22 protein-coding genes are annotated in these 26,720 nt (G+C 39.7%); 7 read left to right on the forward strand and 15 right to left on the reverse strand.

Annotated elements, in window-relative coordinates; genetic code table 11:
- Window positions 1-7: 7 nt before the first annotated feature.
- Complete coding sequence (locus B0B05_RS01485; RefSeq protein WP_076781734.1) at window positions 8-949, forward strand: KpsF/GutQ family sugar-phosphate isomerase; 942 nt, start codon at window positions 8-10, stop codon at window positions 947-949.
- Here the strand turns inward: B0B05_RS01485 and B0B05_RS01490 are convergent.
- Window positions 942-1,790, reverse strand: a complete 849-nt coding sequence (locus tag B0B05_RS01490) for a hypothetical protein (protein WP_143745925.1) — start codon at window positions 1,788-1,790, stop codon at window positions 942-944. The two genes, B0B05_RS01485 and B0B05_RS01490, sit on opposite strands and share 8 nt — an antisense overlap.
- Before the next feature lie 24 nt (window positions 1,791-1,814).
- Window positions 1,815-2,237: a hypothetical protein gene (locus tag B0B05_RS01495; protein WP_076781736.1), complete on the reverse strand. Its 423-nt coding sequence runs from the start codon at window positions 2,235-2,237 to the stop codon at window positions 1,815-1,817.
- A gap of 47 nt (window positions 2,238-2,284) precedes the next feature.
- Here B0B05_RS01495 and B0B05_RS01500 point away from each other — a divergent pair, with 47 nt between their 5' ends.
- Together B0B05_RS01500 and B0B05_RS01505 are read left to right on the forward strand one after the other, a co-directional pair.
- A complete protein-coding gene (locus tag B0B05_RS01500; protein ID WP_076781737.1) occupies window positions 2,285-3,166 on the forward strand; it encodes an IS982 family transposase in 882 nt (293 codons plus the stop codon).
- A 358-nt stretch (window positions 3,167-3,524) separates the two neighbouring features.
- Window positions 3,525-5,666 (forward strand): endonuclease MutS2, encoded by a 2,142-nt coding sequence (locus B0B05_RS01505; RefSeq protein ID WP_076781738.1) that lies wholly within the window; start codon window positions 3,525-3,527, stop codon window positions 5,664-5,666.
- 114 nt (window positions 5,667-5,780) lie between these two features.
- Here B0B05_RS01505 and B0B05_RS01510 read toward each other — a convergent pair whose 3' ends face one another.
- The 5 genes from B0B05_RS01510 to B0B05_RS01530 form a co-directional block, all read right to left on the reverse strand.
- The gene (locus B0B05_RS01510; RefSeq protein WP_076781739.1) at window positions 5,781-6,089 is read right to left on the reverse strand and encodes a hypothetical protein; all 309 of its coding nucleotides are present in this window, start codon (window positions 6,087-6,089) and stop codon (window positions 5,781-5,783) included.
- Window positions 6,090-6,145: 56 nt separating this feature from the next.
- On the reverse strand, window positions 6,146-7,411 hold the full coding sequence (locus B0B05_RS01515) for a sugar MFS transporter (protein ID WP_076781740.1): 1,266 nt from the start codon (window positions 7,409-7,411) through the stop codon (window positions 6,146-6,148).
- 124 nt (window positions 7,412-7,535) lie between these two features.
- Window positions 7,536-10,715: a carbamoyl-phosphate synthase large subunit gene (carB, locus tag B0B05_RS01520; RefSeq protein WP_076781741.1), complete on the reverse strand. Its 3,180-nt coding sequence runs from the start codon at window positions 10,713-10,715 to the stop codon at window positions 7,536-7,538.
- Window positions 10,716-10,935: 220 nt separating this feature from the next.
- Window positions 10,936-12,009, reverse strand: a complete 1,074-nt coding sequence (locus tag B0B05_RS01525; protein ID WP_076781742.1) for a carbamoyl phosphate synthase small subunit — start codon at window positions 12,007-12,009, stop codon at window positions 10,936-10,938.
- Between the two features lie 115 nt (window positions 12,010-12,124).
- Window positions 12,125-13,027: an aspartate carbamoyltransferase catalytic subunit gene (locus B0B05_RS01530; RefSeq protein WP_076781743.1), complete on the reverse strand. Its 903-nt coding sequence runs from the start codon at window positions 13,025-13,027 to the stop codon at window positions 12,125-12,127.
- Window positions 13,028-13,281: 254 nt separating this feature from the next.
- Here B0B05_RS01530 and B0B05_RS01535 point away from each other — a divergent pair, with 254 nt between their 5' ends.
- The gene (locus B0B05_RS01535) at window positions 13,282-13,743 is read left to right on the forward strand and encodes an Lrp/AsnC family transcriptional regulator (protein WP_076781744.1); all 462 of its coding nucleotides are present in this window, start codon (window positions 13,282-13,284) and stop codon (window positions 13,741-13,743) included.
- A 163-nt stretch (window positions 13,744-13,906) separates the two neighbouring features.
- Here B0B05_RS01535 and argH read toward each other — a convergent pair whose 3' ends face one another.
- The 8 genes from argH to B0B05_RS01575 form a co-directional block, all read right to left on the reverse strand.
- On the reverse strand, window positions 13,907-15,211 hold the full coding sequence (gene argH, locus B0B05_RS01540) for an argininosuccinate lyase (protein ID WP_076781745.1): 1,305 nt from the start codon (window positions 15,209-15,211) through the stop codon (window positions 13,907-13,909).
- 405 nt (window positions 15,212-15,616) lie between these two features.
- The gene (locus B0B05_RS01545) at window positions 15,617-16,699 is read right to left on the reverse strand and encodes a M20 family metallo-hydrolase (RefSeq protein ID WP_076781746.1); all 1,083 of its coding nucleotides are present in this window, start codon (window positions 16,697-16,699) and stop codon (window positions 15,617-15,619) included.
- On the reverse strand, window positions 16,674-17,465 hold the full coding sequence (argB, locus tag B0B05_RS01550) for an acetylglutamate kinase (protein ID WP_076781747.1): 792 nt from the start codon (window positions 17,463-17,465) through the stop codon (window positions 16,674-16,676). Before argB ends, B0B05_RS01545 begins: the two co-directional genes overlap by 26 nt.
- Before the next feature lie 104 nt (window positions 17,466-17,569).
- Complete coding sequence (locus tag B0B05_RS01555) at window positions 17,570-18,547, reverse strand: Rossmann-fold NAD(P)-binding domain-containing protein (RefSeq protein ID WP_076781748.1); 978 nt, start codon at window positions 18,545-18,547, stop codon at window positions 17,570-17,572.
- A gap of 135 nt (window positions 18,548-18,682) precedes the next feature.
- The gene (locus B0B05_RS01560; protein WP_076781749.1) at window positions 18,683-19,855 is read right to left on the reverse strand and encodes an aspartate aminotransferase family protein; all 1,173 of its coding nucleotides are present in this window, start codon (window positions 19,853-19,855) and stop codon (window positions 18,683-18,685) included.
- 127 nt (window positions 19,856-19,982) lie between these two features.
- Window positions 19,983-20,948, reverse strand: a complete 966-nt coding sequence (gene argC, locus B0B05_RS01565) for an N-acetyl-gamma-glutamyl-phosphate reductase (protein WP_076781750.1) — start codon at window positions 20,946-20,948, stop codon at window positions 19,983-19,985.
- Between the two features lie 262 nt (window positions 20,949-21,210).
- Entirely contained in the window at window positions 21,211-22,404 is a 1,194-nt protein-coding gene (locus tag B0B05_RS17320; protein ID WP_076781751.1) for an argininosuccinate synthase, read from the reverse strand.
- Window positions 22,397-22,975 (reverse strand): GNAT family N-acetyltransferase, encoded by a 579-nt coding sequence (locus B0B05_RS01575; protein ID WP_076781752.1) that lies wholly within the window; start codon window positions 22,973-22,975, stop codon window positions 22,397-22,399. Before B0B05_RS01575 ends, B0B05_RS17320 begins: the two co-directional genes overlap by 8 nt.
- Window positions 22,976-23,136: 161 nt before the next feature.
- On the opposite strand from B0B05_RS01575, the gene B0B05_RS01580 reads away from it, so the two are divergent.
- From B0B05_RS01580 to B0B05_RS01590, 3 genes are all read left to right on the forward strand, one after another.
- Window positions 23,137-23,562: an IS1/IS1595 family N-terminal zinc-binding domain-containing protein gene (locus B0B05_RS01580; protein WP_076781753.1), complete on the forward strand. Its 426-nt coding sequence runs from the start codon at window positions 23,137-23,139 to the stop codon at window positions 23,560-23,562.
- Between the two features lie 117 nt (window positions 23,563-23,679).
- On the forward strand, window positions 23,680-25,059 hold the full coding sequence (locus B0B05_RS01585) for a porin (RefSeq protein ID WP_076781754.1): 1,380 nt from the start codon (window positions 23,680-23,682) through the stop codon (window positions 25,057-25,059).
- A gap of 29 nt (window positions 25,060-25,088) precedes the next feature.
- Window positions 25,089-26,669: an MFS transporter gene (locus B0B05_RS01590; RefSeq protein ID WP_076781755.1), complete on the forward strand. Its 1,581-nt coding sequence runs from the start codon at window positions 25,089-25,091 to the stop codon at window positions 26,667-26,669.
- Window positions 26,670-26,720: the final 51 nt, after the last annotated feature.

The raw sequence follows: 26,720 nt of genomic DNA on the forward strand, positions 1-26,720 counted from the left end.
AGAAATAATGGCCAATGCCAGGCTTGCGATTGATACAGAAATTAATGAACTTACCAATTTGCGAAACCGTCTTAGCGACGCATTTATAAAAAGCGTTTTAACCATCAATGAATCCAAGGGTAAACTGATCGTTGTGGGCATTGGAAAATCGGCACACGTGGCTAACAAAATAGTCGCCACGCTCAACTCAACTGGTACGCCATCGCAGTTTTTGCACGCTGCAGAAGCGATCCACGGCGATCTGGGTGTTGTTCAAAAGCAGGATGTTGTGCTATGTATCTCCTATTCCGGGAACTCGCCGGAGATTGTTAACCTCCTCCCATTCCTCAAAGAGTATTCTGCTGCTCTGATTGGGATGACGGGCAATCCGGAAAGTAAATTGGGCAAAGCCGCAGACATCGTCCTCAATACCCATGTAGACAAAGAAGCCTGCCCCAACAAACTGGCACCAACCAGTTCTACTACCGTACAAATGGCTTTGGGAGACGCTCTGGCTGTATGTCTGATGGAACTGAAGGATTTTAAAGATACCGATTTTGCAAAGTTCCATCCGGGAGGAATTCTTGGGAAAAACCTGACTGCAAAAGTGGAGCAATTTGTATCTCAAAACAAACCTGAGGTTTCTCCGGAATCCGGGATAAAAGACGTGATCATCTCTGTCAGCGCCTCCAAGCATGGTATTACTGTTGTTATAGAAAAAGAAGAGATTGTGGGAGTCATTACCGATGGAGACATCCGCCGGATGCTAATGAATCAGGATGATATCAAAAATGTAAAAGCTGCGGACATCATCAGTAGAAACCCCAAAACGATTGATAAAAACAAATTGGCTAAAGAAGCCATGCAGATGCTAAAACAGTATAATATTGGCCAGCTAATCGTCACAGACGAAGGCCAATATTATGGCATTATCGATATCCACACCCTGTTGGATGAAGGGATTAATTAACATTCCTAATCCTGAAAAGCTTTGTAATATCTCCAGTGGTTTTTGCAACAATACCTGCTCCTGAACCATAAACGGGCGTAGCGGTACCGGGCTTTGATATACTGATTTTTAACTGGTCATCTTTTGCAAAACTCAGTATCGTTCTTGGTATAATTAATGTTTGCGACTGAGCTGTAGAACCATTATCAAAAGGCATTGCAGTTCCCGAAACAGGTATCCAAGTGACACCGCTATCTTTGGACTGCAGCAAACTTATAGTGACATACGAATAATTGGAATTATTCTCCGTTACGCTTCTTTTTGGGGTAAAACTAAAATTGGCTAAAACTCTGTAATAACCCGTGGTTTTTACTTTAAAAGTTTGATTGTTTGCCATCAATTCTATATCATTAGGATCATCAATAAGTACTTCATCAGAAGACCAGATAACAGGCACTTCGTAAGTTTCGCTACTGTTAATGCTGGAAACCTGCACATCCGTCAGTACCTGATTAGCAACAGACCTTAAGACATATTGATTAGATGATTCCAGAATACTGACTTCAGCATCAGATGTAAATTTTTGCCAAACCGAATTCTGCCGAAAATACAATGAGTTGGCGGCAACAGCATTGGATCCTGTGCCAGCAGCAGCAAGATTAAAAACCAGGAGGCCGTTGGCAGGATTTAGAATGCTCGTATTATCATTAATACCTGTAAGGTTTAGCCTTGGCAATAAAAAGCCCTTATTAGTAGAGGTCATATCCAATAAAGCGGAAGAATTGGGAGATGACGTGCCTATGCCAACCTGAGAATATGCGGATGCAAAAAACAAACACGTGAAAATATGTAGCAGTCTCATATTAAATACAAATAAAATATTAAATCAATTAAGTTTTTGAAATCTCAAAAGCCTGGAGTATGACAGCCCTGTCCCTGCCTCTATATAAAGCAGGCTTTTAGCACCATGATTGGTCGCAGAACCTTTTCCCACAACAGCCCTTATCAGATCATTTTCATTAAGACTGATAACAAACGGCGCAACAATAACAGATCTGTTTCTATCGCCTGTTCCCACGCCCCAAACCGTACTTGATTTTGCAACCTGACTCCATGTACCGCCATTATCCGTAGATCTTTGCAGGATAAAATCCAGAGCTGCAGTACAGGTGGACTCCGTCTGATAAGTTGTGCAATTGGTCTCTACCCATGGATTATAACCTACATAGCCGGTAATTTCGTAAGTCCCTGTCGAGAGTATTTTAAAATTATTATTAACCCGTAGTGCATTATAAAAAAGGTTGCTCAAGTGACTAAAAATTAGTATATTGTATTGACTACCAATCAAATACGATTATGAGCAACCTTGAAGCGAGTTACAATTTAATTCTAGATAATTTAAGAGAAATATCAGAAATTGAAAATTTTTATTTTAAACCAATAAAACCAAAACTGTCTGATATAGAGTTAATTAGTTTGATCATTCTGGCTGAATTTAAGTCCATTGATTCCGAACATCAACTTTTTAGAGATATAAAGGGTTTTGAAATTGAACCAAAAATTGATAGAAGTGTTTATAACAGAAGAAAGCGAAAACTATTTCCTTTTATCGAAGAAATAAGAATGAAAATGGTGGATAAATTGAATGAATCTGAAAATTACTTTGTAGTAGACAGCATGCCTTTGGAAATATGTAAACTATCTCGTTCCTCCAGAAGCAGGATTTGCAAAGATGTAGATTATGCTTATCCCAACAAAAGATTTTGTGCTTCGCAGAATCTCCATTTTTATGGATATAAACTACATGCTGTCTGTTCAATTTCTGGGGTTTTTCAGAGTTTTGATATTTCTCCTGCATCCGTTCACGACATCCACTACTTGCAAGATATAAAACTCCAAATATCTGACTGTGTGTTGCTTGGGGACAAAGGCTATTTATCCCAAACCATCCAGTTAGACTTATTCAATGAGGTAAATATAGAGTTGGAAACCCCTAAAAGGAAAAATCAAAAAGACTACAAACCACAGTTCTATCAGTTCAAAAAATATCGCAAGAGAATAGAAACATTATTTTCTCAACTTTGTGACCAATTTATGATTAGAAGAAACTACGCCAAAACTTTTGAAGGTTTTAAAACAAGAATTTTGGCTAAAATTACAACCCTTACAACTATTCAGTTTTTGAATAGATTTATTTTTGATAGAAATATAAACAACCTAAAAATAAATCTCGTTTGATAATGCACTACGAGTTAGATATATTTGTTTGTACACCATTTTATAATCGCCCTCAAACAAATAGAAAGAAGCTTCTATTGTTCCCCTTTTTTAATATCTCGATTGCTACTGCAATGGAAAACAATTACCACGATAGCTATTGCACTGAAGAAAGGGGAAAACAAAATCAGGATTGTTTTTGAAGGTGATGGTGTTAATTTGAAGTCATTTTCATTGAAATAAGGATAAATTTGAAATAAAAAGCGACTATTAACGCTACAGCAATTGATTTTTAGCGACAAAAAATCCCAAAATATTTTGAATCAGTCAGGGCTGGACTGCACTTAGATTTCAATTTTCAAATTTGTAAATTTGCAGGGTGAAAATTAATCAGACCGATCTTAACGAACTCGAATTTCCGGAACTGCTTGCGGAGATTGTACCTTTTGCTTACGCCCCAAAAACTGCCGACCGAATTATGAACCTGCTTCCCATGCCCATTGATGAGGCAGAGGCAGCACTGAAAAAAACCTCCGAATTCCTGACCAGTTTTGAAAGCGATAATGCGATCCCCTTTGACGAATATGAGGATATAGAAGAAGAACTCCGGCTGATGCATATCGAGAATTACCGCCTGGAGAATAAATCATTTATTAAAATCAAACAGATTACCGAGCAGATCGGTAAACTTCAGCGATTTTTCCCTCAGTTTGCAGAAGCATTCCCTAGTCTTTTGGAGGAAGTGCAGGATCTGGAATTCAGGAAAGAGATCATCGATAAGGTAGACAAGGTCTTTAACCGCTTTGGGGAAGTTAAAAGCGAAGCTTCTGCAACGCTGAAAACACTTAGGACCGAGATCCAGTACGCCCGAAAAGCCATTGATGAAAACTTTAACAGATCGCTGTCTTCCAATTCTGATTTTCTGGAGGATATCAGGGAAAGTATTATTGATGACCAGCGCGTACTGGCCGTTAAATCAGGATTTAAGAAGCGGGTTGCAGGCAGGGTTCTGGGAATTTCAAAAACCGGATCCATCACCTATATACAGCCTGAGAGCGTGGTAAAACATTACTTTAAGCTCAGGGAAAATCAGGAAGAAGAGAAAAAAGAAATCGACAAGATACTGCGGGCATTGACCTCGGAATTAGCCGAATACAAACCACAGCTCAGCGATTACCAGGCCTATATATTTGATCTGGATATGATCCGCGCCAAGGCAAAATTTGCAGAGAGAGTCAATGGTATTTTACCAAAAATCAACCGTCACCAGACGCTCCGCCTAAAAGAAGCCTACCATCCGTTGCTGTGGATCCGCAACAAAAACGAAAACAAGGCCATTTATTCGCAGTCTTTAACTTTAACCGAGCATAACCGCATCATCTGCATCTCCGGCCCCAACGCCGGCGGTAAGTCGATCACGCTCAAAACCGTAGGCCTATTACAACTGATGATCCAGAGCGGAATCCTGGTGCCTGTGCATCCCAAATCAGAAATGTTTTTCTTTGATAAAATCATGACCGATATTGGCGATAACCAATCGATAGAAAACCATCTCTCCACCTACTCTTCCCGACTAAAGAAAATGTCCGGAATGATCCGCGAGGCTGATAACAAAACACTTTTGCTGATTGACGAATTCGGGACCGGGTCTGATCCGGAACTGGGTGGCGCACTGGCAGAAAGTTTTATGGAGTATTTCTACGACAAAAAGAGCTTTGGCATTATTACCACCCATTATACCAATATCAAACTGGTTGTGGAACAGCTGCCGGCCGCTACCAATGCGGCCATGCTTTTTGATGAGCATTCGCTGGAGCCGCTCTACAAACTGGAGATTGGCCAGGCCGGCAGTTCTTTCACCTTTGAAGTGGCAGAGAAAAACAAGATTCCTGCATTTATCATAAAAAATGCCCGAAAAAAGGTGGAACATGACATCGTAAATCTCGATAAAACCATTGTAAAACTACAGCAGGAGAAATTTGAAGTCGAGAAACTGAAAACCAACCTTGCAGAGACGCGCGACTCTGTAGAAGATAAGCGTGACAACCTGCAGAAACTGAATGAGCAGTTACAGCAAAAGCTTTTTAGTTTCCAGAAGCTTTACGAAGATGAACACCGTAAACTGCAGTTTGGAAACAAGATCGAAAACTTTATCGACAGCTATGTGAAAGGCAAATCCCGCAAGGATGTGGTGAAAGATTTTGTGAAAATACTGGAGCAGGAAAAATTCCGTAAGCTGGGGGCCGACAAAGATGAAAGCAAACGGCTGCAGATCGTAAAACGCAAAATTACGCAACAGCTTAAAAAAGAAGATATCCAGGAAAAGATCGCAGAAACACACGAAAAACTGGAAGAAAAACGACAGGCCGAACGGGCTGTCTGGATGAAAGAAGGACAACGCGTACGTATTGCCGGCAGTACCAGCGTGGGAACTATTGAGAAAATCTCCAGGAATAAAGTGATTGTCAACTACGGAACTTTCAAAACAACCATCAGCCCTGATCAACTTGAAAGAATATAACGTTAACCTTTGATCCTTAGGCGTTATACAGGCAGTTGTTCTCAAAGGATGACTGATACTTCTAAAAAACAAAAGACCAGTTGATTAACTGGTCTTGCACAAACATTGAGCCCTTTACCTGACCTCTTTGACCCTGATCATCCCTTTGTTCTCGTGGAACATCATACACATAATTTTGCCGTCTCTTTCTGCGCAGGTTTTGGTGTAATCAAAAATGAGCGATACTTTTTCGCCTTCTTTCTTAGACTCAACCACGTCAGCATTGCAGATCAGATAATCTTCGTTGCTGCCTGTACGGAGATAAGTCCCGGTGCAATCTCTTACAATAGTCCCCGTATTAAGACGGTCGTGGACGGTTGCACAGGACAATAATCCTATAGAGAACAGCCCTAGTGATAAAATGGATGATACTTTTTTTCTCATATTATTAATTTTATTTTGAAGGTGGATAATCTTTGATTTTATTATTCAGTGAAATTTTATTTCCCCAATTTACAACCCTTTATCGAATAAAAAAGAATAAAAAGATAGCAGGCAACCATAATCCCCGAAAATACGAACTGAAAGTTTTCTGCAGTCTTCAGAGCTGCAAATAATTTCGGAACAACTGCCCCACCGGCAATCCCCATAATCAACAGCGCAGATCCTTTTTCTGTAAATTTCCCCAATCCCGATATTGCTAATGGCCATATCGCAGGCCACATCAAAGCATTGGCTAATCCCAATAAGGCTACGAAGAAAACAGACGTCATCCCGTGTGTTGCAAAAGCGCCGCCGGCAAATATAATCCCCAGAATTGCAGAAACTTTAAGCGCAAACTGCTGCGAGAAATATTTTGGAATCCCAACAATCCCTATTAAGTAACCGATCAGCATAAACGCTAATGTTAATGAAGTATATAATGCAGATTTTGCCGGTGGAATCCCAAAACTTTGTGCATAAATCCCGATGACATCCCCAGCCATTACTTCCGCACCCACATATAGAAATAAGCAGAGTACACCTAAAACCAAATGCGGAAATTGCAGTACCGAAGTTTTGGCGATTGCTGATGCCTGATCTCCCAAAGGTTCTGCATTGGCAGAAGCGGAATCAATCTCAGGCAGAGCCGATCTCGAAATCCAAAATGAAAGGCCAATCAGTATTATTGCCATAATCCGGTAAGGCCACAAAATCCTGGAAGCAAACTGATTCAAGATATTCTCTTTTTCTGCCGGAAGTGATTTTGCTAAAGCCGCCGGAAGATCATCCAAACCGTGAAAAACCAAAGCTGAGAAAATAAATGGCGCCAGAATCCCCGCCAATTTATTACAGATCCCCATAAAGCTGATGCGTTTTGCGGCCGATTCTATCGGCCCCAGAATGCTGATATAGGGATTGGATGCCGTTTGCAATAAAGATAATCCGGAGCCAATTACAAAAAGCCCGGCTAAAGCCGGCACATAAAATCTTTTTGTAGAAAATTCGCCAAAAGCCAAAGTGCCTGCAGCCATCACCAATAACCCTATAGCCATTCCTTTTTTCATTCCCGTTTTCTCCAGAATATACGAGGATGGAATTGCTAAAAAGAAATAAGAAATATAGAAAGCGAAAGTTACCCAAAAGGCTTTGGAGTCTGTATCCAGATCAAAAGCAAACTTCACAAACGTAATTAATGGACCATTAAGCCAGGTGACAAATCCAAAAATAAAAAATAGAATCCCAATAATCACCATCGACTGGTTCACCGAACTTTTCCCTGCCATATTTTAAATTTTACAAAATATTTTTAACAATAATAGGAAAATCATGGGATAAAATAACTTTTTTAAACAAAAAACCTCATAGGTCCCGGAAACCTATGAGGCTTAAGTAAAATATTTATAGTATTTACATCGCTTCCATTTTGAAGGTCATGCTTTCTATGACTTTCAGGATCGCTTCTACGGTATCCATAGATGTTAAACAGGGCACACCGTTTTCCACCGACATTCTTCGGATTTGGAAACCGTCTCTTTCGGCTTGTTTTCCTTTTGTAGTCGTATTTACAACATATTGAACTTTGCCTTTTTGAATCAAATCAATTAAGTTGACATCTTCCTCTCCTATTTTATAACCGATTTTTGTATGGATTCCTTTTTCCTCGAAGTATTTCGCCGTTCCTTCTGTCGCCCAGATCCTGAATCCGATATCGTAAAACCTTTTAGCTATTGCAGCAGCTTCTCCCTTGTCAGCATCTGCAACGGTAAACAGGATTGACCCATGCGTTGGCACTTTTCTTCCAGCCCCGATTAAACCTTTATACAAAGCTTTTTCCAGCGTCAAATCTTTCCCCATCACTTCTCCCGTAGACTTCATTTCAGGGCCCAGCTGTATATCAACTTTGGTTAATTTGCTGAAAGAGAATACCGGGACTTTTACATAGACGCCTTCTTTATTCGGAACCAGTCCGGATGTATAGCCGAGATCTTTGAGTTTAGCGCCCAGGATGGCTTTGGTAGCCAGCTTAGCCATTGGCACATCGGTTATTTTTGATAAGAAAGGCACTGTCCTGGATGAACGAGGATTGACTTCGATCACATAAACCTCGCCTCCGGAAATCACGTACTGGATGTTCATTAATCCAATAACCTTAAGCCCTTTTGCTAAACGGATGGTATAATCTTCCAGTGTTTTGATCTGAGATTCGGTTAAATTCTGAGGCGGATAGACCGCAATGGAGTCTCCACTGTGTACACCGGCCCGTTCTATATGCTCCATAATACCGGGGATAACGGTCGTTTCACCATCACAGATAGCATCCACTTCAACTTCCTGACCAGTTAAATAGCGGTCAATCAAAACGGGCTGGTCCGGGCTGGCTTCCACCGCATTTTCCATGTAATGAGCGAGCTCTGATTCGTTATAAACAATTTCCATCGCACGGCCACCCAATACGTAACTTGGGCGCACCAAAACAGGATAGCCTATCTCATTGGCAATCACGATGGCCTCTTCTTTAGAAGTCGAAGTTTTCCCAAGCGGTTGTGGAATTCCTAAATCTTGTAAAGCTTTTTCGAATTTATCTCTGTTCTCTGCTCTGTCCAGATCTTCCAGCGAAGTCCCCAGGATCTGGACACCGTGCGCTGCGAGTTTATCTGCCAGATTAATGGCCGTCTGTCCTCCAAACTGCACTACAACGCCTTTTGGTTTTTCGAGTTCGATGATGTTCATCACATCTTCTTCGGCCAATGGTTCAAAGTACAATTTATCAGAAATAGAGAAATCTGTGGACACTGTTTCCGGATTATTATTAATGATAATCGCCTCATAACCCATCTCCTGAATTGCCCAAACCGAATGCACCGTTGCATAATCAAACTCCACGCCCTGCCCAATTCTGATAGGCCCGGATCCAAGGACAATAATTTTCTCTTTATCAGAAACGACACTTTCATTCTCATCTTCGTAAGTTCCGTAGAAATAAGGCGTTTCGGACTCAAATTCTGCCGCACAGGTATCCACCATTTTGTAAACCGGCATTATTCCGTTGTCTTTTCTGAACTTAAAAACCTCTTTTTGAGTCGTTTCCCAAAGATGGGCTATATTGAGATCTGCAAAACCTAATTTTTTAGCTTCCAGAAGAATGTCTTTATCAAATCTATTATCTGCAATCGTTTTTTCGAAGTCAATCAGTTTTTTGATCTTCCAGATAAAGAATTTATCTATTTTGCTCCATTCCACAATCTGCTCCCAATCGTAACCTCTTCGTAAAGCATCGCCAATAATGAATAATCTTTCATCGTCACAAACCCGGATTCTTCTTTCTATCTGCTCCGGTGTTAAGGCTTCAGCCTGTTTTTTCTTTAAGCCTAAGTGTCTTAATCCCGTTTCCAGAGAACGGATGGCTTTCTGCAAAGATTCTTCAAAATTTCTTCCGATGGCCATTACTTCACCCGTTGCTTTCATCTGAGTTGACAATCTTCTGTCGGCCGTTTCAAATTTATCGAAAGGGAATCTTGGGAACTTAGTTACCACATAATCCAGAGCTGGCTCAAAACAAGCGTAAGACGTTCCTGTTACCGGATTTTTGATTTCGTCCAAGGTCAAACCAACGGCAATTTTCGCAGCGATTTTTGCAATCGGATAACCGGTTGCTTTACTTGCCAAAGCCGATGAACGCGACACTCTAGGATTAACCTCGATAATATAATAATTGAATGAATGCGGGTCTAATGCCAGCTGAACGTTACATCCACCTTCGATTCCTAAAGCTCTGATAATCTTCAAAGAAGCATTTCTAAGCAATTGATATTCTCTGTCAGAAAGTGTTTGCGAAGGCGCCACTACAATCGAATCTCCGGTGTGGACACCTACGGGATCGATGTTTTCCATATTACAAACCACAATGGCATTGTCGTTGGAATCCCGCATTACTTCGTATTCGATTTCTTTGAAACCGGCAATGGATTTCTCAATTAGGCATTGCGTTACGGGAGAATATTTCAGTCCTAATTCTGCAATCTCTTTCAGTTCGGTTTCGTTGGAAGCAATTCCGCCGCCGGTTCCGCCCATCGTAAAAGCAGGGCGCACAATCACCGGATAGCCAATCCTTTCGGCAAAAGCCAATGATTCTTGTACGGTATGCACAATGTCAGAATCCGGGACCGGCTCGTTTAGCTCGCGCATCAATTCCCTGAAAAGGTCCCTGTCTTCGGCCTGATTGATCGCGGAAAGCTTCGTGCCTAGCACTTCTACTTTGCATTCTTCCAGAATCCCGGAATTTTCCAGCTGCACCGCCATATTCAGTCCGGTTTGCCCTCCCAAAGTTGGAAGAAGCGCATCCGGACGTTCTTTGCGGATAATCCTTGAAACGAATTCCAGAGAAATCGGTTCGATATAAACTTTATCGGCAATCTCTACATCCGTCATTATCGTTGCCGGATTGGAATTAATCAAAATCACTTTGTAGCCTTCTTCTTTAAGCGAAAGGCAAGCCTGTGTCCCCGAATAATCAAATTCCGCAGCCTGACCAATAATGATTGGACCTGAGCCGATTACTAAAATTGTTTGTATATCTGTTCTTTTCATTTTTATATTAGATGTCGGAAAACCGATTTTATTTAATTTTCATTTCATAGGATTTCACCTACGAATTAATATTTCCTCCTTATTTTAAAAGCGAATTGCTCGCAGCCCGACTTGAGCGGAAATCCTTTTTTGCTTTGACTCAAGTTCTATTTAGACTGAAATCGTCTGCAAAAAAGATTGGGAGCGGAAGGCGGATTAAGCTGCCCAAATTATTAATATTCTACTTTTTGAAATTTTCCATCAAAGTGATAAAATCATCAAACAAATAATTCGCGTCTTCCGGGCCTGGACTTGCTTCCGGGTGATATTGTACTGAGAAGCAAGGATGAATTTTGTGCTTTACGCCTTCGTTTGTTCGGTCATTCAGAGCGATGTGAGTTTCTACCAAATCTGTATTTTTCAAAGAATCCTGGTCAATCGCATAGCCATGATTTTGCGAAGTGATGGCTACTCTATTTTTCTCCAAATCCAAAACCGGATGATTGCCACCTCTGTGCCCGAATTTCAATTTGTAAGTTTTTGCGCCACAAGCCAAACCAATCAGCTGATGACCTAAGCAAATCCCGAAAATTGGAACTTTACCCAACAATTTCTGAATCATTACCAAAGCTTCTGCATTATCTTCCGGATCGCCAGGGCCGTTGGAAAGCATAATTCCGTCTGGATCCATTAGTAGAATTTCTTCTGCCGTTGTATCGTGAGAAACCACAATGATATCACAGTTTCTTTGAGATAATTCTCGAATGATCCCTAATTTGGAACCGAAATCAACCAAAACCACTTTGAAACCTCTTCCCGGACTTGCATAAGGCGTTTTTGTAGAAACTTGTTCTACCTGATTGGTTGGAAAGGTTTTTGATTTCAACTCTTCGATAACTGCTTTTTCGTCTGCATCTGCATTCACGATTTTCCCCTTCTCAACGCCTTTGCTTCTCAGGATTCTTGTCAGTCTTCTGGTATCAATCCCGGAAATCCCTGACAGGTTTTTCTTTTGGAATAATTCGTCCAAAGTCATCTGTGTCCTGAAATTGGAAGGCAAATCACACAATTCTTTTACAATCAAACCTTTAATGGCCGGCTCGATACTCTCGTAATCATCACGGTTGATCCCATAATTCCCGATCAAAGGATAAGTCATGCAAACGATTTGTCCGCAGTAACTCGGGTCAGAAATCAATTCCTGATAACCGGTCATCCCTGTATTGAAAACCACTTCGCCGTCGGTATCTTTATCTGTACCAAACCCTGTTCCGTGAAAAACTTCGCCGGATTCTAATATTAACTTCTTTTTCATTTTTATTTTTTATGCTGGAAGTTTGAAGATGGGTGTTGGAAGTCTTCCATCTTCCTGCTTCTCTCATCCTTTCTTTTTACCTCAAAAAAAACACGCCCGAAAGCGTGAATAATATTTAATTGTTGGAATCGCTGAATTCGAAACCTTTATTTTCTAAATCAAATTTTAAAATGGCCATTCGCGCAAACACGCCGTTCTGCATTTGTTTGAAAATTCTCGACCTTTCACATTCAACTAAATCTGAATCAATTTCCACACCTCGGTTGATTGGTGCCGGATGCATAACGATCGCATTAGGTTTCATCTTCGCTTCACGTTCTTTTGTCAAACCGAATTTCTTCAGATAATCTTCCGGTTTGAAATTGAAATGACGCTCATGACGCTCGTGCTGGATCCTCAATAAAATCAAAACATCAACTTCTTTCACCAGGTCATCAAACTGCATATAAGTACCGTTGACCAGCATCCCTTCGTCAAACCAAAATTCGGGGCCGGAAAAGTAAACCTTCGCTCCCATCCTTCTGAACAAACCGGCACCGGAGTTGGCAACCCGGCTATGCTTGACATCGCCCACGATACCAATTTTAAGACCTTCAATCTTTCCAAATTCCTGAATGATTGTCATTGCATCCAAAATGGCTTGCGAAGGATGATGTCCCGTTCCGTCACCTGCATTTACGATACTTAATTTAGTATCTTTCAATGCGTCATAATAACGTGTTTCCGAATGTCTGATTGCCGCGACTTCTACGCCAATAGCTTCCAGAGTTTTAATCGTATCCAAAAGTGTTTCGCCTTTTGCAATGGAACTTTTATCAGCTTCGAAATCGATAACTTGAAGTCCCAATTTCTTTTCTGCAACTTCAAAACTTGTTTTGGTTCTCGTGCTATTCTCAAAAAACAGGTTCGCGGCGAAAACATCGCCTTCAATCTTGCTAATCTTTCCTTCTGAAAACGCCTGAGCTTCTTTTAAAATTTTCTCTATACTATCCGTAGAAACGCGTGAAAGCTTAATCATAATTCAAATTTTTAAATAAAAAAAACGAAGCCTAAAAAGACTTCGTTAAATATAAAAAATATTGTTGTTGTCGGCAAACTTGCCAATTGTTGTTATCGCTAAATTCTGTACCAGATTCATTGGGTGCAAAGATACCAATATTTTCTATATTATGAAATCTTATTCATAATTTTTTATGTTATATGAATGAACTTCTGCTCTAAAATTTTTACAATCAAAAATTTTCTTTACTTTTGAAAGAATGATTTGCCATTATGGGATTGGATAAAAAAGACAAATTAATTCTTTCGCTTCTACAAGAGGATTCTACGCTATCTGTAAAAGAAATTTCTGAAAAAATCGGACTGACTTTTACTCCAACTTACGAACGCATCAAAAACCTTGAAAAACAAGGTGTCGTAGAAAAATATGTTGCGATTTTGAACCGAGAAAAACTCGGCATCAACATCGTGGTTTATTGCAATATTCGTCTAAAAGAACAATCTCAAAAAACACTTAAAGAATTCGAAGATTATATTTCCAAATATGATGAAGTACAGGAAATCATCAGTCTTTCCGGCGAATATGATTATATGTTGAAAATTCTTGCGAGTGATATCAATTCGTACAATAATTTTACGGTCAATATAATCTCCAACGGTCCTAACATCGGGCAATATCACAGTTCTATTGTTCTTGCCGAAGTTAAAAAGACGACTAAGTTTAAGTTGGATTAAAACTAAATTTAAACGCAAAGTCGCAAAAAATTTATTTATAATACTTCTCAGAGTCGCAAAGGATAAATTTTCAATTTATCTCACTTTAACGAAGTTAAGACTTTGTGCCTTAAAGCATTTAGTTTAATTTCATTTTGCGCCTTTGCGATAAATTTTTCAATAATTAACCCAACAATTTATCTCTAACTTTATTGAATTGATATTCGATTTCATCGAGGCAAAGATTTCCTAAACTGCCTTGATGAGAATGATGGAGTTCTTTGTAATCGTATTCAAAAACACCATTTTCAATCTCTTGACCGATTTGGATATAAGCATCGCGGAAAGATTTCCCATTCTTCACTTCTTCATTGATTTTTTCTACGCTGAAGATGTATTTATATTTTTCATCGTCCAGAATATTGTCTTTCACTTCGATATTTGGAAGCGTGTAAATCAATATTTCCAAACATTCTTTCAAAGAATCGATTGCAGGGAAAAGGATTTCTTTTGTCAATTGCAAATCTCTATGATAACCAGAAGGCAGATTATTGGTCAACAAAATCAATTCATTTGGCAAACCTTGAATTCTGTTGCATCTCGCTCTTACCAATTCGAAAATGTCAGGATTTTTTTTGTGAGGCATTATACTGCTTCCCGTTGTAAATTCTTTCGGAAAGCTTATGAAATCAAAATTCTGGCTCAAATAAAGACAAACATCATAAGAAAACTTGCTTAAAGTTCCAGCCAAAACCGAAAGCGAATTCGCCAATAATTTCTCCGATTTTCCGCGCGTCATTTGCGCATAAACCACATTATAATTCAGTGTTCTGAAATCTAATTTGTAAGTCGTGCTTTCTCTGTCAATCGGGAAAGATGAGCCATAACCTGCGGCCGAGCCCAATGGATTTTTGTTAATGATATTCTTTGTTGCAAACAGCAGTTCCAAATCATCAACCAAAGCTTCTGCATAGGCGCCAAACCACAATCCGAAAGAGGACGGCATCGCCACCTGGAAATGTGTATAACCGGGCAACAATACATTTTTATGCTGATTGGCTTTATCTTTCAGAATCTGGAAAAACGAGTCGGCACGTTCTGTAATTTCTCGGATTTCGTCTAGAAGATATAACTTGATATCTGTTAAAACCTGATCGTTTCTGGATCTTGCGGTGTGGATTTTTTTCCCGGTTTCACCCAGTTTCTCTATCAGAATCGTTTCGATTTGTGAATGGATGTCTTCGGCCGTTTTATCAATTTCAAAACTTCCTTTTTCGATTTCGGAGAGAACTTCTTCCAAAACCGCAACAATGGCCTGCTCTTCATCCAAGCGCATCAATCCGACTTCTGCGAGCATTTTGGCGTGTGCAATAGAACCCAACACATCGTATTTTGCTAATCTATCGTCAAAATCGAGGTCTTTACCGACCGTGAATTTGTTAACCAAATCATTGGTTTTCGTATTATCTTTTTGCCAGATTTTTTTCATTTTGTAATATTTTGAACGCAAAGTGCGCAAAGTTTTTTATTGATTTTTATTGAAAATATTTAAGGTTCGCAAAGGCGCTGACGCTCAACTAAGACTAAATAATCTTCAAGTGTTTTTGTCATTCTTTAGGAAATCTCAATTGTCTAGATTGACTTCGTCGAACCACTTCGTTAGGTTTCCTACGGAATGACAAACTTTGTGGTTACAACATTCTCTTGTTTTTTACTGAATCTGCTGCCCGACTTGAGCGGAAATCCTTTTTTGCTTGTACTTAATTTCTATTTAAACTGAAATCGTGAGCAAAAAAGATTGACTTCGTCGAACCACTCCGTTAGGTTTGGGAGCCCTTCGACAAGCTCAGGATAAACTCAGGCGGATAAAGCTGCCCAAATCCTTAAAATTTATTTACAATATTTTCTCTAATATTTTGATATAAATATCAATGCCTTCGCGGATTTCATCAATATAAACAAACTCGTCCGCAGTGTGGGAACGTAAGCTGTCGCCAACACCTAATTTGACCGATGTGCACGGAATAATGGCCTGGTCCGAAGAGGTCGGCGAACCGTAAGTCGTCCTGCCCAAAGCCAATCCTGCCTGAACAAACGGATGGTTAACATCAATTTTTGAGGAATTGAGACGGAAAGACCTTGGCGTCAGTTTGGATGTCATCTGCGACTGGATGATCCCGAAAACTTCCCTATTGGTATATTCATCCGTCACACGTACATCCAAAGTGAATTGGCATTTATCAGGAACCACGTTATGTTGCGTACCAGCATTGATCACCGACAAGGTCACCTTCACTTCGCCCAGATATTCAGAAACTTTTGGGAATTTGAATTTCAAGATATTCTGCAAATCCTCCATACACTTCACAATCGCATTATTATCGTTAGGATGCGCGGCGTGGGAAGGCGTTCCCGTCATCTCGCCATCAATTACCAGTAAACCTTTCTCCGCAATGGCGAGATTCATTTTGGTTGGTTCGCCAACAATGGCTAATTCTACATTCGGAAGCTGGGGAAACAAAGCTTCGATACCGTCTAATCCTGAAATTTCTTCCTCAGCGGTCAAAGCAATTACCAGGTTATGCGACAAATTTTCGGCTTCATAAAAATAAAGGAAAGTCTGCGCCATCGCTGCCAAAGACGCACCCGCATCATTGCTTCCCAAACCGAATAATTTACCGTCTTTTTCCACCGGGATAAACGGATCCAGCGTATAAGCTTTGTTTGGTTTTACCGTGTCGTGGTGTGTATTGAGAAGAATCGATGGTTTGGCCGGATCAAAATATTTATTAGTTGCCCAGATATTATTTTTGAAGCGGTTGACGGCAATATGATGCTCATTGAAAAAGCCTTCTATAATCAGCGAAACATTATATTCGTCGCGGCTCATAGATGGTGTTGCGATGAGTTTTTTCAGCAGTTTGACTGCGTTTTCCGCTAATTCTTCCCGGCTAAAGACAGATTTCAGTTCCTTCATTTCCTTGTTTTATTTGAGCTGATAGTTTTTTTTCGTTAATCAAAAACACTTTCTCTACGCCATTTTCTTTGGCCACGAAAGCATTGTGTAGCTTTGGTAAAATCCCTTTATGAAGTTTTCCTTCGGATTTTAATTCAGAAAATTCTTGTCTGTTAATTGTTTTCAAATTTGAATTGTCGTCTTCGATATCTTCCAAGACGCCGTTTTTATCGAAACAGAATAGCAATTCTGTTTCATAATATTTTGATAAAGCCTGAGCGATAGTTCCGGCAATCGTGTCTGCATTGGTGTTGAACAGATTTCCCATTTTATCGTGAGTGATTGCAGAAAACACCGGAACCAAACCCAGATTTATTATATTGATCATCAATTCGTGATTGATACTTTTCTCGTTAATATCGCCAACAAATCCAAAATCAATACTTGGATGCTGCCTTTTCTCGGCCTGGATGAGGTTACCATCCGCTCCCGAAAATCCAATCGCGTTGCAACCGTAACTTTGGAGTTTTGCCACCAAATTTTTATTGATTCTACCTGCATAAACCATTGTTACGATTTTCAACGTTTTCTTATTCGTGATTCGTCGTCCATCAATCATTGTTTGCCTTATTTTTAACTTTTCAGCTAAAGTTTCTGCTAATTTTCCACCACCGTGAATCAGTATTTTAGCGCCTTCGATTTCTGAAAATTGAGCAAGAAAAGCTTTCAATGCTTTTTTGTCATCGATAAGAGTTCCGCCGATTTTTATGATGTGTAGTTTTTGCATTATTTTTAACGCAAAGAGCGCAAAGGTTTTTATTAATTATTGAAAATATTTTAAGGTTCGCAAAGGCGCTTACGCTCAGCTAAGGTTTTTTATTATAAATCTATTTATATCTTTTGTGACTTTTGTGTTTTATCCAATTCATCCAAAATTTCACTGAAAACTACCTGAGCAGAAAAGATTCTGTTTTTTGCTTGCTGATAAATGATTGAGTTTTCTCCGTCCATCACTTCATCGCTCAGTTCCAGATTTCTACGAACCGGCAGACAGTGCATTACTTTGGCACTATTGGTCTGTTCCAGTTTTTTGTTGGTGAGCATCCAGTTTTCTTCCACTTCCGGCATTGCTGCGTAATCATCAAAAGATGACCAGTTTTTCACATAAATAAAATCTGCATCTTTCAGGGCTTCTTCCTGATTATTAATGACAGGTGTGTCCTTTGTAAACTTTTTGTCCAAATCATAACCTTCCGGATTGGTAATGACAAAATCTACGTCCATCTGCTGCATCCATTCGGTGAAAGAATTCCCAACGGCGTGCGCAATCGGTTTGATATGAGGTGCCCAAGTCAAAACGACTTTAGGTTTTCTTTTTTCGGTCCAGTTTTCTGTAATGGTGATACAGTCTGCGAGGCTTTGCAAAGGATGTCGCGTCGCAGATTCCAGGGAAACCACGGGAACTTTCGCATATTTCAGAAACTGGCTTAGGATACTTTCGTTAACGTCGTCTTCTTTATTTTTCATCCCGGCAAAACATCTCACCGCAATGATGTCGCAATATTGATTCAGTACCTCTATCGCATCCTTGATATGCTCCACTGTATTGCCATCCATCACAGTCCCGTCCGCAAATTCCAGGTTCCAGGCTTCCTGAGCAGCGTTGAGAACCAAGACATTAAGACCTAAATTCTGGGCTGCAATTTGTGAACTCAATCTCGTCCTGAGGCTTGAATTAAGAAATACCAGTCCAATGGTTTTCCCTTTTCCTTTGGTTGGATTATCTAATGGGTTTTCTTTTATTTTTAAAGCTTTTGCAATGGTATTTTGCAAGTTATCTATATTGTCAACCGACGTGAAATTTTTCATTTCTTAATTGTTTTGAACGCAAAGTGCGCAAAGATTTTTTTAATTTTATTGAAAACATTTTTAGGTTCGCAAAGGCGTAAACTTATCAAAGGTTATAACCACATAAGGCACAAAAGTTTTGTATAGTCTAAACAGTTAATTCTGAATAAGACTTTTGTTACTTTTGTGGTTAAGCTTTTTCAAAGTTTTTTCTAAGGCATTGATGAACAAATCGGATTCTTTTTCCGTAATATTAAGAGCCGGTAAAATCCGCAAAACATTTTTGTCATTGGCGTTGCCTGTAAAGATAAAATGTTCAAACAACAATTCTTTCCTTATATCGGCACAAGGCTGATCCAGCTCGATGCCCATCATCAGTCCGCGCCTTTTGATTTTTTTGATGTGAGGGAAATTTTTGATTTTTTCTTCAATATAAGCACCGATTTTTTCGGAATTTTCGATTAGATTTTCATTTTCGATGACTTCCAAAACTGCTAATCCGGCAACACAGGCGAGGTGATTTCCGCCAAACGTTGTTCCTAATAATCCGTAACTTGCCTGGAATTTCGGAGAAATCAAAACGCCGCCCATTGGAAAACCATTTCCCATTCCTTTGGCAACCGTGATTAAATCTGGCTTGATGTCGAATTCCTGATGTGCAAAGAATTTACCCGACCGTCCGTAACCTGATTGAACTTCATCTAAAATCAAAACCGCATTATTTTCTTTGCATAATTTATCAATCGTTTGAATGAAATTTTCTTCCAATAAATTGATCCCGCCAACACCCTGAATCCCTTCTACAATAACCGCAGAAATCTCATTTTGGTTTTCAGCAAAAATCTTATTCAGTTCTTCCGAATTATTAAATTCACATTTGATAAAATTCTCAGATTCGTTAACTGGGGCAACGATTTTGGGATTATCCGTCACTGCTACTGCAGCCGAAGTTCTCCCGTGAAAAGACTCGGAGAAATAAACCAGTTTCTTTTTCCCGTTATGAAATGAAGCCAGTTTCAAGGCATTTTCATTCGCTTCCGCTCCGGAATTACACAAGAACAATGAATAATCTTCGTAACCAGATAATTCCCCTAACTTTTCCGCCAGCTCCTCCTGAATTTTGTTCTCTACAGAATTGGAATAAAAACTGATTTTCTCCAATTGATTCTTCAATTTCTCAACATAATGTGGATGATTGTGGCCAATGGAAATCACGGCGTGACCGCCATAAAAATCAAGATATTGCTGTCCGTTTTCGTCCCAAAGAAAAGAACCTTGGGCTTTTACGGGATTGATATTGAAGAGTGGATATACGTTGAATAAATTCATTTTTAGTTAATTGTTGTCGGTTGATAGTTGATAGTTTTCTAACTCACAAACGCTTCGACTCCGCTCAGCGTGACAATTCAAATACTAAATATTGTCAGCCTGAGGTTCTCGAAGACTATTATTTTTTTTAAAAAGCCAAAGGTTTTAAGTTTAGCCCGAGCGTCTGTTCCCAGCCGTTGGCAATATTCATATTCTGGACAGCTTGTCCGGATGCGCCTTTCAGAAGATTGTCAATCGCGGAATGAACTGCTATTTTGTTTCCTTGTTTTTCGATTGATATGACACAGAAATTGGTATTAACAACTTGTTTCATATCAATCGATTTTTCTGAAACCTTCACAAAAGGCGAATCTTTGTAGAAGTCTTTATATAATGAGTAAATTGTTTCCAATTCCAAATCACATCCGATAATAGAGCTTGTGAAAATCCCCCTTGCAAAATCGCCTCTCCAAGGAACAAAATTGAGTTCTACTTCTTCTTTATTCAGCAAATTAACCTGTTTCAAAATCTCATCAACGTGCTGATGATTGAGTGTTTTATAAGCCGAAATATTATCATTTCTCCAGGTGAAATGGGTTGTAGGCTGCAAAGATTGCCCCGCTCCGGTTGAACCTGTAATTCCTGTTGTGTAAACATCTTTCAGTAGATTTTCTTTTGCTAAAGGTAATAATGCCAGCTGAATTGCTGTTGCAAAACATCCGGGATTGGCAATGCTGTTAGCCTGGTTTATTTTCGAAAAATTAATCTCCGGCAAACCGTAAATAAATTCCCTGTCACCGAAATAACCCGACAAACGGAAATCGTTCCCTAAATCAATAATTAAAACATCGGTATCCGCAAGCCGCTTTGCCAACCACTTTGCACTTTCGGTATGCGGCAGACAAAGAAAAAGGATATCAACAGGCCGCAAAGTGTTTTCTAAAACCAAATCACAAACCGATTCCAGATCGGGATAAAGATCAGAGATTTTAATCCCGGCATTGGAACGGCTGTACAATAACCTGAGCTCTACATTGGGATGAAAAGCCAGCAATCGAACAAGTTCGCTTCCTGTGTAACCGTTGGCTCCGATGATTCCGACTGATTTTTTCATTTTTACTTTTTAATATTTTTAACGCAAAGAGCGCAAAGATTTTTTTTATTTTTATTGAAAATATTTTAAGTTCGCAAAGTCGCTTACGCTCAGCAAAAGTTTATTAAACATTGAATCACTCGCAGCCCGGCTTGAGCGGAAATCCTTTTTTGCTTGTACTTAAAGTCTACTTAAACTGAAATCGTCTGCAAAAAAGATTGACTTCGTCGAACCACTTCGTTAGGTTTGGGAGCGGAAGACGGATTAAGCTGCCCCAATTATTCTAATTCAGTTTATTTACCTGATGATAGATGTTGAGCGAGTTGCTGAGGATTTTGGTAAAACCTTTAACATCATCGCCACTCCAGGCCAGATTTTCTTCGCCGTAACTACCGAATTTTGAAGACATCAGATCATTATTTGACTCGATTCCGTTCAAAACAAAGCGATATGGATGAAGTGTGATAAAAACTTTCCCGTTAACCGTTTTCTGAGAATCTTGCAAAAATGCTTCAATATTCCGCATTACCGGATCAAGAAAAAGTGCCTCGTGAAGCCAGTTCCCGTACCAATCCGACAATTGCGATTTAATCGTCTGCTGGTATTTTGACAATGTATGTTTCTCCAGCAAATGGTGCGCTTTGATAATGATTGACGCTGCTGCCGCTTCGAAACCGACACGGCCTTTGATGCCAACAATCGTGTCACCAACGTGGATATCACGGCCAATCCCATAAGGTGAAGCCAATGCTTCAATCTTCTGAATTGCTAAAACCGGATGTGAAAACGTCTCGCCATTCACAGAAAACAATTCTCCGTTTTTAAATTCTATTTCCAACTGAGAGGGTTCCGTTTTCTCAACCTGAGAAGGAAATGCTTCTTCGGGAAGATTACTAGCTGATGTCAGCGTTTCTTTACCACCAACCGAAGTTCCCCAAAGCCCTTTGTTGATTGAATATTTGGCTTTCTCAAAATCCATCTCATAATGGTGATCTTTAAGAAAATCAATTTCCTGCTGTCTGGAAAGGCTTAGATCACGAATAGGTGTAATAATTTCGATTTTTGGGCACATCACCTGAAAAATCAAATCAAATCGAACCTGATCGTTGCCTGCTCCTGTACTACCATGCGCAATCGCATCCGCTCCAATCTCAATCGCAGCTTCGGCAATGGTCTGCGCCTGAATGGTTCTTTCTGCACTGACCGACAATGGATAAGTATTGTTTTTCAGAACATTACCAAAAATCAAATACTTCACACAATCATTATAATACTTCTCCGAAGCATCAATAAACCTGTAAGAAGCTACGCCTAATTTTTCCGCTTTCTCTTTGAGCAAAACCTCGTCATCTTTCGTAAAACCTCCGGTATTGACGGTAACAGCGTGAACCTCATAACCCAAAGTTTCACTCAGATATTTTGCGCAGTAAGAGGTATCCAAACCGCCACTGAATGCCAAGACGACTTTTTTATGCATTGTTGTTTTTGATTGATTCAAAATGATTATTTTTAGATTCTTTGATATTATCAGGAACAAAAAGCATGGCCGTACACAGGCAGTTTTTACGCTCTTTAGTCATTAAAATATCATAATTAATACAATTTTTACAGCCATTCCAGAACTGGTCATCCTGAGTCAGTTCAGAATAGATCACTGGTTTATAACCCATTTTGCTGTTGATTTTCATCACAGCCAAGCCGGTTGTCAAACCAAAAATCTTGGCATTGGGGTACTTTTCCCGCGATAACTGGAAAATCCTCTCCTTAATCTGAGTCGCCAAGCCCATTTTGCGGAATTGTGGCGAAACAATCAGTCCCGAATTGGCAACATATTCGCCATTAGTCCAGGTTTCTATATAACAAAAGCCCGCCCAGGTGCCATTTTCGTCAATTGCTATCACAGCATTGCCTTCTGAGATTTTTTTGCTCAGATAATCAGAGGAACGTCTCGCAATGCCCGTTCCCCGCTTTTTTGCTGAATCCTCCATCTCGTTTCGGATTTCTTCTACATACAGCAAATGTTTCTCTGAAGAAACTTCTAATTTCATTGATATTATCTAAATTAAGAGGCAAAAATAAAATTATTTTACTTTATAAAGCAAATATTTCAGATAATTTTATCTGTTAATTTTGCTTTAACAACAATTATATCCTTAGCTCATAATCTAATATTGCTAAATTAATATATATTTGCTAAAAAGATATAGCTATGGATAACCAATGCCCTAAATGCAACAACCAAAATGTGTCAAAAAGCGGAATTATAAACGGGAAACAAAGGTTTTACTGCAAGAACTGCAACTATTATTTCACCGTAAAAAAACTGGGAAAGCAAATTGATGATTATTACGTCACCAAAGCTTTACAACTATATCTGGAAGGTTTGAGCTTTCGCGAAATAGAAAGAATCATCGGCGTTTCCCATGTAACAATCAGTTCGTGGATCAAAAAATACAACATCACGAGACCTCCACATTCGGAGTTTCATCCCGTTTATAAAGTACTGAAACAAAATGAATTGATAGAATATATCTCTCAGGAAAACAATCTGGAAAATTCCGGTTTGATTATCACCCAGTTTGCTGATAAATATATGCTGATAAAATGGGAACGCTTTAAGAAAGATTCAAGATAAAAGTAGTAAGACACAAATCAACTATATGCTTTCCATTAATATATATTAAATTTTTGTAAACAAAATATTAATAACAATTTGGCAATCACAAAATAAACATCAAATTATTATTAATTTATGAAGAAAATTCTGACTTTTATAGGTTTAGCTTTTATAAGTTCCAGCCTATATTCGCAAGGTTCGCCAGACTACGGAAACGGATTGAAACTAAATCTGAATCCTGAAGGTGACAAGTATGTAAGATTTATTCTTTGGAACCAGATATGGTTAAGAAATACGGAAATGAACCCGGGAACAATGGTTTCTGACGAAGCCACCAAAAATTCCTGGAACATTGGAAACCGTCGGCTGAGAGCTCTGGCCTATGCACAAATCACAAAAAGATATATGGTTTTGATGCATTTTGGCATCAACAATCAGACTTTTATCAATGGCGGTGGTTCCGGAACAACAGGAACTGGCGGCTATGGAAACGGTAAAAAACCACAAATGTTTTTTCACGATGCCTGGAACGAATATGCAGTGGTTTTACCTGGTGAAGCGGGAAAATTCAGTTTATCTATCGGAGCCGGGCTTCATTATTATATGGGGCTTTCCCGGATGACCATGGCTTCTACACTCAATTTCCTGACTGTTGACTCTCCTGTTTTTACCTGGCCTTTGATTGATAATTCGGACCAATTCGCCAGACAAATGGGTATGTTTGCCAAAGGGAAATACGGCAAGTTCGAATACCGGTTCAGTCTCAACAAACCTTTTGCAACCAATATTGCGCCTGTAGATGTCACCAATCCGGCAGCTAGAGTAGCCGTTGACAACAACGGAAATCCTCAATTCTCTAAAGCCGGTTATGTAGAATACCAGTTCCTGGATCAAGAATCCAACCTTCTACCCTTCAAAGTCGGATCGTATCTGGGTACTAAAAAAGTTTTCAATTTGGGAGCAGGTTTCTACCATCAGAAAGACGGAACCAGGACTTCTGTTAACTCCAATATAGAAAAGCACGACATTGCGCTTTACGCCATCGATGCATTTGCTGATTTGCCACTTGGCAATGCGAAACACAAGATGGCACTTTCCGCTTATACAGGTTTTTACAATTACAATTTCGGCCCGAATTATCTGAGAAATCTCGGAATAATGAACGTTGGTTCCAACGACCCCAATTTCATAGGAGACAAAGCCATTGCAGGCGCAGGAAATCTTCAACCAATGATTGGAAGTGGCAATATCTACTATTTACAAGCCGCATTACTCTTACCCAGCAATGCCGATAAACCGAAAATCAGAATACAGCCCTTTGCAGCTTACACGAATAAGAATTTCAAAGCTTTGGAGAATTCTTCATCCCAATTTGATATTGGAGCGAATTGGTTTATTGACGGTCATCACGCCAAACTGACGACGCAGTACTCCACACGGCCAACTTACACAAGCGCTTCGGCAGAACCAAAATCAAAAGGAGAATTCATCCTTCAGTTCCAGATTTATTTGTAAAAATGTTTAACACAAAATCTTAATATACAATGAGCGATTCACATCACGTACAGTACGAGAACCTGAGCGACAAGCAAAAAAACCGCACCATTTGGAGTGTGATTATGGCTTCATCTCTCGGCACCCTTATCGAATGGTATGATTTCTACATTTTCGGAAGTCTGGCAATTGTCCTAGCCACAAAATTTTTTCCGGCAGATAATCCAACAGCAGCTTTCCTATCAACTTTAGCAACATTTGCGGCAGGTTTTGTCGTAAGGCCTTTTGGCGCATTATTCTTCGGGAGATTAGGCGACCTGATCGGGAGAAAGTACACCTTTCTGGTAACGCTTCTGATAATGGGATTCTCAACATTCCTCATCGGATGTATCCCAAGTTATGAGACGATTGGCTTTATGGCGCCGGTTTTAGTTTTAATCCTTAGACTTCTGCAAGGTTTGGCACTCGGCGGCGAATATGGCGGCGCGGCTACATATGTTGCAGAATATGCACAACCAGGTAGACGTGGCTACTGGACATCTTGGATCCAGACAACCGCAACAGCAGGTTTATTTATTTCATTAATTGTCATTCTGATTACAAAAACATCTTTATCTGCAGAGGAATTTGATACCTGGGGCTGGAGAGTTCCGTTCTGGATCTCGATCCTGATGGTTGTGATTTCTTATTTCATCAGAAAAAATATGAAAGAATCACCGCTTTTTGCAAAAGCCAAAAGCGAAGGGAAAACGTCTACCAATCCACTCAAAGAAAGTTTTGGGAACCGATTCAATTTCAAATTTGTATTGTTGGCACTTTTCGGTGCTGCAATGGGACAAGGTGTGATATGGTATACAGGACAGTTCTACGCTATGAGTTTTATGCAAAAAGTAATGAATATTGATACCACACAAGTCGATTCATTAATGGCATTGGCATTATTCCTAGGCACACCATTCTTTGTATTCTTCGGTTGGCTGTCTGATAAAATTGGTAGAAAAGCCGTTATGATGACCGGGATGCTTGTTGCAATTCTTGCCTACAGGCCTATCTACAGCGCTATGTTCAACTCTGTTGACACTACTAAAAAAGAAGTGGCTGCCGGCGGGATCACCGAAGCCAGAACGGTAAAAGTACACGATAAGATTGCGACTGATAGCCTTATAACCTTCCATAAAGAAATCGCTTACACAGACGGAACACTGATGAAAAAAGACAGCGTGGTACATTGGTCTGCTGCAGGTCCTGTAATAAAAGACGGCAAAGCTGAAGAACCGAAAATTTCAAAATCAATCAAAATCAGTGATGATACAAAATGGTATCTCGTGTTTCTTGTATTCATCCAGGTTATATTTGTAACGATGGTCTATGGCCCGATTGCAGCTTTCCTAGTAGAGATGTTCCCGGTAAGGATCCGTTATACATCAATGTCTTTGCCGTATCATATTGGGAATGGTGTATTCGGTGGGTTATTGCCGGCTGTTGCCACTTATCTTGTGACTACAGGTAAAGATGCAGGGCATCCGGGCTGGTATCTGGAAGGGCTCTGGTATCCGATTGGCGTAGCTGCAGTCTGTCTTGTGATAGGATTGGTTTATATCAAAAACAAGAACCAAAATATCCACGAGTAAGCGTAATTGTTGAATGATGATTGATCAATCATTAATAAAAAACAAAAAATA

It is taken from the genome of Epilithonimonas bovis DSM 19482, from assembly GCF_900108115.1.
Taxonomy (GTDB): domain Bacteria; phylum Bacteroidota; class Bacteroidia; order Flavobacteriales; family Weeksellaceae; genus Epilithonimonas; species Epilithonimonas bovis.

Coding starts and splice junctions, on each gene's coding strand:
- B0B05_RS01485 (WP_076781734.1), top strand. CDS start 8: ATGGCCAATGCCAGGCTTGCGATTGATACAGAAATTAATGAACTTACC.
- B0B05_RS01490 (WP_143745925.1), bottom strand. CDS start 1,790: ATGAGACTGCTACATATTTTCACGTGTTTGTTTTTTGCATCCGCATAT.
- B0B05_RS01500 (WP_076781737.1), top strand. CDS start 2,285: ATGAGCAACCTTGAAGCGAGTTACAATTTAATTCTAGATAATTTAAGA.
- B0B05_RS01510 (WP_076781739.1), bottom strand. CDS start 6,089: ATGAGAAAAAAAGTATCATCCATTTTATCACTAGGGCTGTTCTCTATA.
- B0B05_RS01515 (WP_076781740.1), bottom strand. CDS start 7,411: ATGGCAGGGAAAAGTTCGGTGAACCAGTCGATGGTGATTATTGGGATT.
- carB (WP_076781741.1), bottom strand. CDS start 10,715: ATGAAAAGAACAGATATACAAACAATTTTAGTAATCGGCTCAGGTCCA.
- B0B05_RS01525 (WP_076781742.1), bottom strand. CDS start 12,009: ATGAAAAAGAAGTTAATATTAGAATCCGGCGAAGTTTTTCACGGAACA.
- B0B05_RS01530 (WP_076781743.1), bottom strand. CDS start 13,027: ATGATTAAGCTTTCACGCGTTTCTACGGATAGTATAGAGAAAATTTTA.
- B0B05_RS01535 (WP_076781744.1), top strand. CDS start 13,282: ATGGGATTGGATAAAAAAGACAAATTAATTCTTTCGCTTCTACAAGAG.
- argH (WP_076781745.1), bottom strand. CDS start 15,211: ATGAAAAAAATCTGGCAAAAAGATAATACGAAAACCAATGATTTGGTT.
- B0B05_RS01545 (WP_076781746.1), bottom strand. CDS start 16,699: ATGAAGGAACTGAAATCTGTCTTTAGCCGGGAAGAATTAGCGGAAAAC.
- argB (WP_076781747.1), bottom strand. CDS start 17,465: ATGCAAAAACTACACATCATAAAAATCGGCGGAACTCTTATCGATGAC.
- B0B05_RS01555 (WP_076781748.1), bottom strand. CDS start 18,547: ATGAAAAATTTCACGTCGGTTGACAATATAGATAACTTGCAAAATACC.
- B0B05_RS01560 (WP_076781749.1), bottom strand. CDS start 19,855: ATGAATTTATTCAACGTATATCCACTCTTCAATATCAATCCCGTAAAA.
- argC (WP_076781750.1), bottom strand. CDS start 20,948: ATGAAAAAATCAGTCGGAATCATCGGAGCCAACGGTTACACAGGAAGC.
- B0B05_RS17320 (WP_076781751.1), bottom strand. CDS start 22,404: ATGCATAAAAAAGTCGTCTTGGCATTCAGTGGCGGTTTGGATACCTCT.
- B0B05_RS01575 (WP_076781752.1), bottom strand. CDS start 22,975: ATGAAATTAGAAGTTTCTTCAGAGAAACATTTGCTGTATGTAGAAGAA.
- B0B05_RS01580 (WP_076781753.1), top strand. CDS start 23,137: ATGGATAACCAATGCCCTAAATGCAACAACCAAAATGTGTCAAAAAGC.
- B0B05_RS01585 (WP_076781754.1), top strand. CDS start 23,680: ATGAAGAAAATTCTGACTTTTATAGGTTTAGCTTTTATAAGTTCCAGC.
- B0B05_RS01590 (WP_076781755.1), top strand. CDS start 25,089: ATGAGCGATTCACATCACGTACAGTACGAGAACCTGAGCGACAAGCAA.